Origin of the sequence: Streptomyces sp. NPDC012769 (assembly GCF_042901205.1) — a bacterium.
Taxonomy (GTDB): domain Bacteria; phylum Actinomycetota; class Actinomycetes; order Streptomycetales; family Streptomycetaceae; genus Streptomyces.
In genome coordinates, this window is record NZ_JBIBCP010000006.1 from 243,221 (window position 1) to 254,084 (window position 10,864).

General features: G+C 74.1%; 9 protein-coding genes. 6 read left to right on the forward strand and 3 right to left on the reverse strand.

Annotated elements, in window-relative coordinates; genetic code table 11:
• Positions 1–62 precede the first annotated feature (62 nt).
• Both ACFY7C_RS29630 and ACFY7C_RS29635 read left to right on the forward strand, forming a co-directional pair.
• The gene (locus tag ACFY7C_RS29630) at positions 63–1,148 is read left to right on the forward strand and encodes a serine hydrolase domain-containing protein (RefSeq protein WP_389656124.1); all 1,086 of its coding nucleotides are present in this window, start codon (positions 63–65) and stop codon (positions 1,146–1,148) included.
• Between the two features lie 284 nt (positions 1,149–1,432).
• The gene (locus ACFY7C_RS29635) at positions 1,433–1,765 is read left to right on the forward strand and encodes a DUF6401 family natural product biosynthesis protein (RefSeq protein WP_389656127.1); all 333 of its coding nucleotides are present in this window, start codon (positions 1,433–1,435) and stop codon (positions 1,763–1,765) included.
• A 130-nt stretch (positions 1,766–1,895) separates the two neighbouring features.
• Here ACFY7C_RS29635 and ACFY7C_RS29640 read toward each other — a convergent pair whose 3' ends face one another.
• From ACFY7C_RS29640 to ACFY7C_RS29650, 3 genes are all read right to left on the reverse strand, one after another.
• Positions 1,896–2,732, reverse strand: coding sequence for a hypothetical protein (locus ACFY7C_RS29640; RefSeq protein WP_389656926.1), 837 nt, complete (start codon positions 2,730–2,732; stop codon positions 1,896–1,898).
• A 97-nt stretch (positions 2,733–2,829) separates the two neighbouring features.
• Positions 2,830–3,885, reverse strand: coding sequence for an EamA family transporter RarD (gene rarD / locus ACFY7C_RS29645; RefSeq protein WP_389656130.1), 1,056 nt, complete (start codon positions 3,883–3,885; stop codon positions 2,830–2,832).
• A 128-nt stretch (positions 3,886–4,013) separates the two neighbouring features.
• Positions 4,014–4,880, reverse strand: coding sequence for an NmrA family NAD(P)-binding protein (locus tag ACFY7C_RS29650; RefSeq protein WP_389656133.1), 867 nt, complete (start codon positions 4,878–4,880; stop codon positions 4,014–4,016).
• A 105-nt stretch (positions 4,881–4,985) separates the two neighbouring features.
• Between ACFY7C_RS29650 and ACFY7C_RS29655 the strand changes: the two genes are divergently transcribed.
• The 4 genes from ACFY7C_RS29655 (at position 4,986) to ACFY7C_RS29670 (ending at position 10,858) form a co-directional block, all read left to right on the forward strand.
• Complete coding sequence (locus ACFY7C_RS29655) at positions 4,986–5,387, forward strand: winged helix-turn-helix transcriptional regulator (protein WP_389656137.1); 402 nt, start codon at positions 4,986–4,988, stop codon at positions 5,385–5,387.
• Positions 5,388–5,481: 94 nt separating this feature from the next.
• A complete protein-coding gene (locus ACFY7C_RS29660) occupies positions 5,482–6,360 on the forward strand; it encodes a hypothetical protein (RefSeq protein WP_389656140.1) in 879 nt (292 codons plus the stop codon).
• A gap of 98 nt (positions 6,361–6,458) precedes the next feature.
• Positions 6,459–8,663 (forward strand): bifunctional serine/threonine-protein kinase/ABC transporter substrate-binding protein, encoded by a 2,205-nt coding sequence (locus ACFY7C_RS29665; protein WP_389656928.1) that lies wholly within the window; start codon positions 6,459–6,461, stop codon positions 8,661–8,663.
• Between the two features lie 2 nt (positions 8,664–8,665).
• A complete protein-coding gene (locus ACFY7C_RS29670; RefSeq protein ID WP_389656143.1) occupies positions 8,666–10,858 on the forward strand; it encodes a bifunctional serine/threonine-protein kinase/ABC transporter substrate-binding protein in 2,193 nt (730 codons plus the stop codon).
• The last annotated feature ends 6 nt before the right edge of the window (positions 10,859–10,864 follow it).

The following is a 10,864-nucleotide window of genomic DNA, read 5'->3' on the forward strand; positions in this document are numbered from 1 at the left end:
CCGCCGTCCCTCCCGGGGCCCCGCCCCGCCCCGCCGCTCACGACTCCAAGGAGCACACCGTCATGTCCCTCACCAGTGCCCGGCAGGACCGCCCGGAGCTGCGGAAGGCCATCCAGGAGATCGTCGACTCCGGATTCACCGGAGTGACGCTGCGCGTGAACGACCGGCGCGGCGCATGGGTCGGTAGCGCCGGCCTGGCCGCGCTCGGCGAGAGCGCCCGGCCGCCGGTCGACGGACTCCACCGCATCGGCAGCAACACCAAGACCTTCATCGCGGCGCTGGTGCTGCGCCTGGTGGCCGACGGCGCGATCGCGCTGGACGACCCGGTGGCCGGTCACCTGCCCGCGTTCGACCTGGACCGGAACATCACCGTGCGGATGCTGCTCCAACACACCAGCGGCATCTTCAACTTCACGGGGGAGCACCACGAGGACGGCACGACGACCCCGGGCATCCCGTGGCAAGGCCGTGCGTGGGTGGAGAACCGCTTCGCCACCCACCGGCCCGAGGAGCTCGTACGCCTCGCGCTCTCCAAGCCGGCGCGTTTCGCCCCGGGCGCGGACTGGAGCTACTCCAACACCAACTACGTCCTCGCCCGACTGCTGGTCGAGCAGGTCACCGGCCGCCCCTACGCCGAGGAGATGCACCGGCTGATCCTCCGACCGCTCGGCCTGTCCGGCACCGTCGTGCCGGAGACCTCGCCGGAGATCCCCGGGCCGCACGCCCACGCCTACTACCGGTACGAGGAGGACGGCCGGGAGAGGACCGTCGACGTCACCCGTCAGAACCCGTCCTGGATCTCCGGCGGCGGCGACATGATCTCCACCACCCGGGACCTCCACGCCTTCCTCTCCGCGCTCCTGGGCGGCCGCCTCCTGCCGGCCCCGCTGCTCGCCGAGATGTGCACGCCGCATCCCAAGGCGGGTTACGGCCTGGGCCTGTTCGTCCAGGAGACGGAGGACGGGGGCACCCTCATCACCCACAACGGCGGCATCGCCGGGCACGCCGCGCTGATGTACGGCACGCCCGACGGCGCCACGACCCTCACCGCCACGCTGAACTACGTGGACGACGCCGGGATGTCCCTGGCCGCGCCGTTCCAGAAGGCGACGCAGAGCCTCCTCAAGGAGGTGTTCGGAAGGCCGTGACCGAGGCACGTACGCAGCGGCCGGAGCGGCCGGGGCCGGGACCTCCGCAGTGCCGTCAGGCTCGCAGCAACCCCGCTCCGGCCCCCGCTCCGGCTCCAGCCCCCGCCCCGGCCCCGCGGCCGGCCCGTGCCCCCCGTGTTGTGGCCTCGCGCGCGGCCGTCTCCCGCGCCGGGGCCTCCTCGGCCGCCGTCTTCGGACGCCGGGACCGAGCTTCCAGGATCTGCGACCAAGGTCACGGTCTGAAGGGCGCCCGCCGCGCCCGATGTCGCGCCTAATGTGGAGGGATGAACGATTCGCCCGACTGCCCCCTGGTCGGTGTCGCCGCCACGTACATGCCCCGGCTCTCGGAGTTCTCCTTCGAGCCGGGGCTGGTGGCCGCCGTCGATCAGCACGCGGCGGCCGTGTGCGACGCGCTCATCCCCGCCCAGCGCGGCCCGCGCGACCGGATCCCCGGGGCCCGGACCGTGCGCCGCGAGGAACTCGCCGACTATGTGCTCGGCTTCACGGACTGGCTCACCGAGGTCGACTGGACCGAGCCCGTGGGACACGACTTCGCGACCCTGCGTCTGACCGCCGTCTGCTGGCTGATCCGGGAGTACGACCTGCTGGCGGCGTGAGCGGTCGCGCCGACCCCGCGCCGGGCCGGGGCCGTCACGTCGGCTTCAGCCTCACCGGGTCCCTCGCGTCAGGGCCCTCACCGGGTCCCTCGCGTCAGGGCCCTCACCTCGGACCGTACCGCCGGGTCCCTCACATCGGGTCCACCGGAGGCTCCCCGCCCGGAAGCGGCTCCTGGCCCGGCATCTGCTGCTGTCCGGGGCGGCGCTCCATTCGCTCCTGCGGCGCCGGCATCCCGCTCCTCGCGTCCTCGCGCCCGCGCTGGTAGGCCGAGATCTGCTCCTTGGCGCGGCCGGTCTCCGACTCGGCGACCGCCAGCCAGCGTTCCCAGCGGGACCGCATCGGCGTGACCAGTCCGCCGCCGACACCGACGATCACGACACCGGCGATGGTGGCGAGGACGGCCGTCAGGACCGGGCCGGTGATCGCGGTGGCGATGCCCGCCTGGCCGAGCGCGGCGATCACGCCGAGGGCGACGATGAAGGCCCAGGCCGCCGTCGCGACGACCTTGCCGTACGACATCTGACCGAGCGCGCCCGTCACGATGTCCCGGACGGCGCGGGCGATGGCCATGGCCACGACGACGATGACGCAGGCGACGATCGCCCGGGGCAGCCAGGCGACGATGCCGTTGATCATGGCGCTGACCGGGTTGGGGCCGAAGACGCCGAAGGCCAGCTGGAGCGCGATCAGCAGCACCGCGTAGTAGAGGATCTTGGCGATGATGCCGGTGGCGTCGTACTTCGAGCCCTTCAGGGCGTTCGCGGTACCGCTGCGTTCGGCCATCCGCTCGAAGCCGACCCGCCGCAGCAGGCGGTCGGCGACCCGGGCGATGAGCTTCGCCACGAACCAGCCGACGAGCAGGATCGCGAGGAAGCCGATGAATTTCGGTACGAACTCGGCGACCGCGGACCAGGCGTCCGTGAAGCCCTTGCCGAAGTCGACCGAGAGGGCGAGGGACTGCGACATGGCGCGTTCACTCATCTCGGGAGGAGGGGCGGGCCCGCACGGGGAGCGAGCCCCTGGACTCCCTGCGTAACACCGCCCCGGTGAACGTCGCGCGCGGTCAGCGGCCGGGCTGGGCCGATGGAGTGGAAAGCGCCGCCGCCTCGGCCTCCGCCGCCTTCGCCTCGGCCTCCGCGTCGGCCTCGGCCTCGACCTCGGCCGGGCTGACCGGCGCTCCCGCCTCCGCCGCCCCGGCCGTCGCCCCGGCCGTCGCCGCGGCCAGGGCCGCCCGGCTGCGGCGGGCCGTGCGCAGGGCGTCCCAGGTGAGGACCGTCAGGGCCAGCCACACCAGCGAGAAGCCCGCCCAGCGCTCCGGCGGCATCGCCTCGTGGAAGTAGAGGACGCCCAGGAGGAACTGGAAGACCGGGGCCAGGTACTGGAGCAGCCCGATGGTCGACAGCGGGACCCGGATCGCCGCCGCCCCGAAGCAGACCAGCGGCAGCGCCGTCACCAGGCCGGTCGCCGCGAGCAGGGCGGTGTGGCCGACGCCCTCGGAGGTGAAGGTGGACTCGCCCTGGGCGCCGAGCCAGACCAGGTAGCCGAAGGCCGGCAGGAACTGGACGGCGGTCTCGGCGGCCAGCGACTCCAGGCCGCCGATGTTGACCTTCTTCTTCACCAGTCCGTACGTGCCGAAGGTGCAGGCGAGCACCAGCGAGATCCACGGCAGCCGCCCGTAGCCGACGGCGAGCACGACCACCGCCGCGACCGCGATCCCGACCGCCGCCCACTGCGCGGGCCGCAGCCGCTCCTTGAGGACGAGCACGCCGAGGGCGATGCTGACGAGCGGGTTGATGAAGTAGCCGAGCGAGGCCTCCACGACGTGGCCGGCGTTGACGGCCCAGATGTAGACGCCCCAGTTGACCGTGATCAGGGCCGCCGCGAGGGTGATCAGGCCGAGCCGGCGCGGGTCGCGAAGCAGCTCGCGCACCCAGGCCCAGCGCCGCAGCGCGAGCAGGGCGAGGCCGACCACGACCAGCGACCAGACCATGCGGTGGGCGAGGATCTCGACGGCGCCGGCCGGTTCGAGGAGCGGCCAGTAGAGGGGGAAGAGGCCCCAGATGCCGTAGGCGGCTATCCCGTAGATCAGCCCTGCTCTTGCCTCGTTCTCCGTCTTCACCGGACCTCCTGCCCTGCCGGCCCTGCGCCGCGCGTCGTCCTGTCGAAGGTAGCGCCGGACAGGGCCGTATGTCATGCCCGTATCGCAATACGGTCCTGACGAAGAGGTGGGCGGTCGGGGAAGGGGTGTCAGGAAGCGGCGAGGGCGGTCTCGATCGTCTCCGCGACGGGGGTCGTCGGGCGGCCGATCAGCCGGGACAGGTCGTCGCCCCGGGTCGCGAGCGCGCCGCGCGAGACGGCCTCGTCGACGTCGACCAGGATCTCGGCGAAGGGCCGCGGCACGCCGGCGCCGACCAGGATGTCCAGGTGGGTCGCGGCCGACACGTTCGAGAAGACGATCGCGCGGCCGGACCGGCGGGCCACCTCGGCCGCGTACTCCGCGAGGGACCACGACACGTCACCGCTCAGCTCGTACGCCCGTCCCAGGTGCTCGTCGAGCGGGCCGGTCAGCACGGCCGCGGCCGCGGCGGCGTAGTCGGCGCGGGCGGCGGAGGCGATCCGGCCGTCGCCGGCGTTGGAGACGACGGCGCCGTGGGCGAGCACGGGGGCGAGGTTGTCGGTGTAGTTCTCGGTGTACCAGCCGTTGCGGAGGAAGGTGTGCGGCAGGCCGGAGTCGAGGATCGCCCGCTCGGTCGCCTTGTGCTCCTCGGCGAGGACGAAGTCGGCCTCGGGCCCGCCGAGGATTCCGGTGTACGCGAGCTGGGCGACCCCGGCGGCCTTGGCGGCGGTGACGACCGCCGTGTGCTGGGGCAGTCGCCGCCCGACCTCGTTCCCGGAGATCAGCAGCACGCGGTCACCGGCGGCGAAGGCGTCGGCCAGGGTCTCGGGCCGGTCGTAGTCGGCGACCCGCAGCTCGACGCCCCGCTCGGCGAGGTCGGCGGCCCTGGCCTTGTCGCGGACGACGGCGGCGACGGACGCGGCGGGCTCTGAGGCGAGGAGGGCGTCGATGACGAGGCGGCCGAGGCGGCCGGTGGCTCCGGTGACGACGATGCTCATGGTGCTGCTCCCGTTTCTGGTGCGGAGGGGATCGGCGGGCAATGCACTCACCGTACGGGGGGCGCTAACCTTTCGTAAGTACACACTTTGAAGTAAGGTACTTCCATGGGAGTAAGCGACAAGGCGGGTGCGAAGTCGGAGGAACCTCGCGTGAACGACGCGATGTGCCCCTCGCGTGTCGTCCTGGAGCACGTCACCAGCCGCTGGGGCGTGCTGATCCTCGCAGCCCTGCTCGAGCGCTCCTACCGCTTCAGCGAGCTGCGCCGCGCCATCGGCGGCGTCACCGAGAAGATGCTCGCCCAGACCCTCCGGACCCTGGAGCGCGACGGCTTCGTCCACCGCGACGCCAAGCCCGTCATCCCGCCCCGTGTCGACTACCGCCTCACCGACCTCGGGCGTGAGGCCGCCCAACAGGTCTGGGAACTCGCCCGCTGGAGCGAACGCCGCCTCGCCACCGTGCAGGAGGCCCGCGAGCGCTACGACTCCGTCCGCACTTCGTCCCAATGATGTTGTAAGCAGGGCGACTTGGCGCGGCCCGCCGTACGATCTCCCCACCATCGTGGGGAATCAGTGACCATACGTGGGGGGAATCGTGGCGGACGTGAGCCGAAGACTGCTGCGCGCATGCGGCGCGCTGGCGGCGGGCGGGGCGTTGCTCCTGGCGGGGTGCTCGGGGAGCGACGGGGAGAGACCCGACGGCGGAGGAGGCGCAGGCGGCAAGGCCGGACCGACCAGCGGCACGTCGGCGCCACCGCACACGAGCCCGAACGAGAACCCGAGCCCCGGCACGAGCCAGACACCGACCACCCCGACCGCGAGCGCCGCCCCCACCGGTCCCGACTTCACCCCGGACCCCTCGCGCGCGCCCAGGACCACGGCCGACGCCGGACGCCTTGCCCTCGCGATCGTCGCCGGCCCCGACGCCTGGGGCCCGGACTACGTCAAGCGCACCCCCTTCCTCAGCGATCCCGGCACCTGGCCGGTGCTCGACGCGAACTGCACGTGGGGCAGCGGCCCCCGCCCCCGTACCGTCCTGTCCAGCGTCACCGCGTACAGCGAGATCCCCGCGGCCGGAGGCAGGGGCGCGCTCCGCGTCGCCGCGACCGTCACCGTGCACCGCACGGAGTCCGACGCCGACTGGGAGATGGCCGAGACCCTGGAGGAGGCGCTGCGCTGCCCCGCCCAGCGGCTGCGCCAGGGCGAGCGCGTCACCGACCTCATGTCCCTCGGCAGCCCGTACGGCGTCGGCGGCAACACCACCTCGACCGACTCCCTCACCGAGCGCGGCACGTACCTCGCCGACGCCTTCAAGGGACGGCAGTTCTACAGCTGGTTCCAGTCCCGCATCGGCCAGGTCACCGTCGCCACCGTCGTCAAGGGAGCCCCCGGCTACACCGAGACGGACACCAACCCGGCCCAGGTCCGGGCCAACGTCACCATGCAGGAACGCATCAAGGCCGAGTTGGGAGCCCAGTCGTGAGCCAGACGCCTCCTCCGGCCCCCGCGCCCGGCCCCGGATCCTCCGGAACGCCCCGCCCCGGATCTTCCCGAGCCCCCGACCCCGGCGCCCTCCAGCCGCTGCTCCCCGCCGATCCGTCCTCGATCGGCGGCTACCGCCTCCTCGGCCGGCTCGGCGCCGGAGGCATGGGCGTCGTCTACCTCGGCCGCACCGACACCGGTGAGCTCGCCGCCGTCAAGGTCACCCTCGCCGACCAGGCCGACCAGGCCGACTTCCGGGCCCGCTTCCGCCGTGAGGTCCAGGCGGCCCGCCGGGTCGTCAGCCCCTGGGCGGTGCCCGTGCTCGGCGCCGACCCCGATGCCCCCGAGCCGTGGATGGCCACCGCCTTCGTGCCCGGCCCCTCCCTCGGCGAGGCGGTCCGCGGCCACGGCCCGCTGCCCGAGCGGAGCGTACGGATCCTCGGCGGCGCGATCGCCCGCGCCTTGGCCGCCGTCCACGCCGCCGGGCTCGTCCACCGCGACGTGAAGCCCGGCAACGTCCTGCTCGCCGTCGACGGACCCCGGCTCATCGACTTCGGCATCGCGCGCGTCACCGACGAGACCGCCCTCACCTCCGCCGACATGGTGGTCGGCACCCCCGGCTTCCTCGCCCCCGAACAGGCCGAGGCCCGCGCCGCCGACATCGGCCCCGCGTCCGACGTCTTCGCCCTCGGCTGCCTCCTCGCCTTCGCGGCCACCGGACGCCCGCCGTTCGGCACCGGCACCCTGGACGCCCTGCTGTACCGCACCGTCCACGACGAGCCCGACCTCGACGGCGTACCGGCCGCACTCCTCGACCTCGTACGACAGTGCCTTGCCAAGGCCCCCGCCGCCCGGCCCAGCGCCGCCGCCCTCGCCGACCGGCTCACCGAGGACACACCCGGCACCGCCTCCGACTGGCTGCCCGCTCCCGTCGTCCGCACCATCGCCGAACGCTCGGCGCGCATGCTCGCCCTGCCCGCCATCGACCCGACCGCGGCCGGCACCCCGCCCGGGCCCCCGGCGGGCCCCGGCCGCCGACGCCTCCTGCTGCTCGGCGCCGGCGCCGCCGTCCTCGCCGCCGGTGGTGGCCTCACCGCCTGGGCGGCCCTGCGCGGCGAGGGCGAAGGCACCGACGGTCGCGGCAAGCCCGCTCCCGACCGCCGCCCCACCTGGGCCGTCGGCCTCCTCGCCGACCTCTCGGGACCCGCGAAGAGCATCGGGCAGGCCCAGGAACGCGGCGCGCGCCTCGCCGTCGAGCAGTTCAACGCCCGGCACAAGGGCGATCCCTTCCTCCTGGAACTCAAGGTCTCCGACGACCGAGGGGACCGGGCAGGCGCGCTCGCGGCCGCCCGCAGGCTCACCACCAACCCCTCCGTGGTCGCCGTACTCGGCCCCACCTCGGACGACACCGGCCAGGCCGCGCTCCCCGCCTTCGAGGAGGCCGGCGTGCCGCTCCTCACCGTCTCGGCGGGCTACAACCTGCTCACCCTGCGGGCGGCGTCCAGCCCGCCCAACAAGACGGTGCTGCGCGCCATCCCGAACCACATCATGGCGGGCACCTACCTCGCCTGGGCCGCCACGCTGCTGCCGCGGATCCGCCGCCCGGGAGTGCTCCAGGACCGCACCGACGACCAGTACGGCTGGCAGTACACCGGTGGCGTCCGCTTCGGGTTCCAGCAGGCCGGTATCACCCCGCACTTCCGCGTGGTCCCCGGCCGGGCCGTCGACTACCGCAGGGTCCTCGGCGAGATGATCGACGCCGGCATCGACGCTTACGTCCACTGCGGCGTCCGCTCCACGGCCGTGCTCGCCGCCCGCGCCCTGACCGAACTCGGCTTCACCGGCCCCCGGTTCACCGGCCAGCACGTCTTCGGCGAGGCCTTCCTGAAGGAGGCGGGGACGGACGCCGAGGGCTGGTTCGTCTGCGCGCCCGTCGCCGACGCCGTCCAGCGGGCCGCCGACGAGAAGCAGGAGCCGGAGAACCGCAAGCTCACCCAGGGCTTCCTCACCGCCCACCGCAAGCGCTACGGCACCGACCCGGCCTTCTACACAGGTGAGGCCTACGACGTGGTCGGCATGGTCCTGGCCTGGCTCTCCAAGAACGCCGCCAAGGGGCCGCTGAGCCGCAAGGGCCTGTGGCAGGCCCTGCGCGAGCAGCAGTACACCGGCGCGATGGGCGGGTACGCGTTCGGTGAGACCGGGGAGCTCGCCGGCGTCGGCACCTTCGTCTACGCCGTGCAGAACGGGGCTTACAAGTACATCGGCGCCGCCCCGGCCGCCCCCGAGAAGGCCGGGAAGAGCTGACGGTGCAACCCCTCAGGAAGGCGGACCCGTCCACGATCGCCGGCTACCGGCTCCTGGGTCGGCTCGGCGCCGGCGGCATGGGCGTGGTCTACCTCGCCCGTTCCGCCGGCGGCGCGCTCGCCGCCGTGAAGCTGATCCGGGCCGAGCACGCCGCCGATCCCGGGTTCCGCGAACGGTTCCGCCGCGAGGCGAGCGCCGCCGGGCGGATCACCGGCCGCTGGGTCGTACGCGTCCTCGGCGCCGACCCGGAGGCCCGAGAGCCCTGGCTCGCCACCGAGTTCGTCCCCGGCCCCTCCCTGGTCGAGGCCGTCGAGGCCGTACGCACGCACGGAGCCCTCCCCGAGCCGACCGTACGGGCGCTGGGTGCCCGGCTCGCCGACGCGCTCCACGACATGCACGGGGCCGGGCTCGTCCACCGCGACGTCAAGCCCGGCAACGTCCTGCTCGCCCTCGACGGCCCCCGGCTGATCGACTTCGGCATCGCCCGCACCGCCGGGGCGACCGCGCTCACCGCGACCGACGCGATGATCGGCACCCCCGGCTTCCTCGCCCCCGAACAGGCTCGCGTCGTCGGGGCGGGCGAGGTCGGCCCGGCCAGCGACGTGTTCTCGCTCGGCTGCGTCCTCGCGTACGCGCTGACCGGCCGCCGCCCCTTCGGTACGGGCGGGGTCGCCGCGGTCGTCTACCGCACCGTCCACGAGGAACCCGACCTCGACGGCGTGCCGGAGGCCCTGCTGCCGCTGGTCACGGCCTGTCTCGCCAAGGACGCCGCCGACCGGCCCACCGCCGACGGGGTACGGGCGGCCCTGGGGCCGGCCGACGGCCCGGCGGGGGACTGGCTGCCGCCCGGCCTGCCCGCGCTGATCGCCGAGCGCTCGTCCCGGGTCCTCGACCTGCCGGTGGCCGACCCCACGATGATCGACTCGGCGCGGCCGGTGGGCCTTTCGCGCCGACGGCTCCTCGCCCTCGGCTCGGCCGGGACCGTCGCGGCGGCCGGTGGTGTCACCGCCTGGCTGCTCGCCCGTGACCCCGCCGGTGCCTCCGCCGGCGGGACCGGCGGCGGTACGGAGGGCCCGAGAGCGACGTACGTGCTCGGGGTCCTGACGGATCTGAGCGGCCCGGGCAAGGCGGACGGCCGCGCTCAGGAACGCGGGCTGCGGCTCGCCCTGGAGACCTTCAACGCCCGCCGGGACCGGCCCTTCGACCTGGCCCTCACGGTGATCGACGACGGGGGAGACCCCCAGCGGGCCGCAGCGGGGGCCCGTGCCCTGCTCAGCGAGCCCCGCCTGGTCGCCGCCCTCGGCCCGACGACCACGGAGACGGCCGTGGCGGCGGCGGACGTCCTCGTCGACACGAAGGTGCCGTTGTTGAGCGTGGCGGCGTTCGTCCCGACGGGCGTGATCCGGGCCCAGACGCCGGAGAGCCGCACGTACTTCGAGCTGCGGCCCGTCCCCGACACGATGATCGTGCCCTTCGCCCGCTACCTCTCGGAGCACGACCGGGGCCGCACCGCCGTCGTCGAGGACCGGGCGGCCGGCACCTACAGCTGGTCCGCCGCCAGGAGCATGAAGAACTCGCCCCCCGCCGGCGGCACGGTCACCGTGCACCAGGTGGCGGCGGACAGCGAGGACTTCGGCCCCGCCGTGCGGGCCGCGCTGGCCACCTCCCCGCTGGGCGTGATGTACGCGGGCACCTCGCCCCGCAGGGCCGCGCTGTGCGCCAGGGCCCTGCGCGACCAGGGCTACGAGGGCCCGTGCGGAAGTGTCGAGTCCGCGCTCGGGCCGGAGTTCCTCGCCGTGGCGGGGCCGGCGGCCGAGGGCTGGTACTTCGGCACCGGCTACACCGACCCCGAGACGGTCCCCTCCGCGAAGGAGTTCTCGGCCGCGTACCGCAGGCGCTGGCGGCTCCCGGCCTCGGAGCGGATCGAACGGTACGCGGTGGAGTCGTACGACGCCCTGCACTGGACGGCGCAGGCACTGCGTACCGCCGTCGGAAGGAAAGCCCAGCTCAAGGGCCCGGCGATCGCGAACGCCCTCATGAACGACGACGTGTCGTTCCAGGGCGTGGCCAGGACCTACGACGCCAGGGCCAACATCGACTCGCGGTCCGCCCTCCAGGGCCTGGCCCTCTGGCAGATCCGGGCCGGAACGCCCCGCTGCCTCGGCCCTTTCGCCGAGGCAGCGAAGCGCGACTGACCGGGT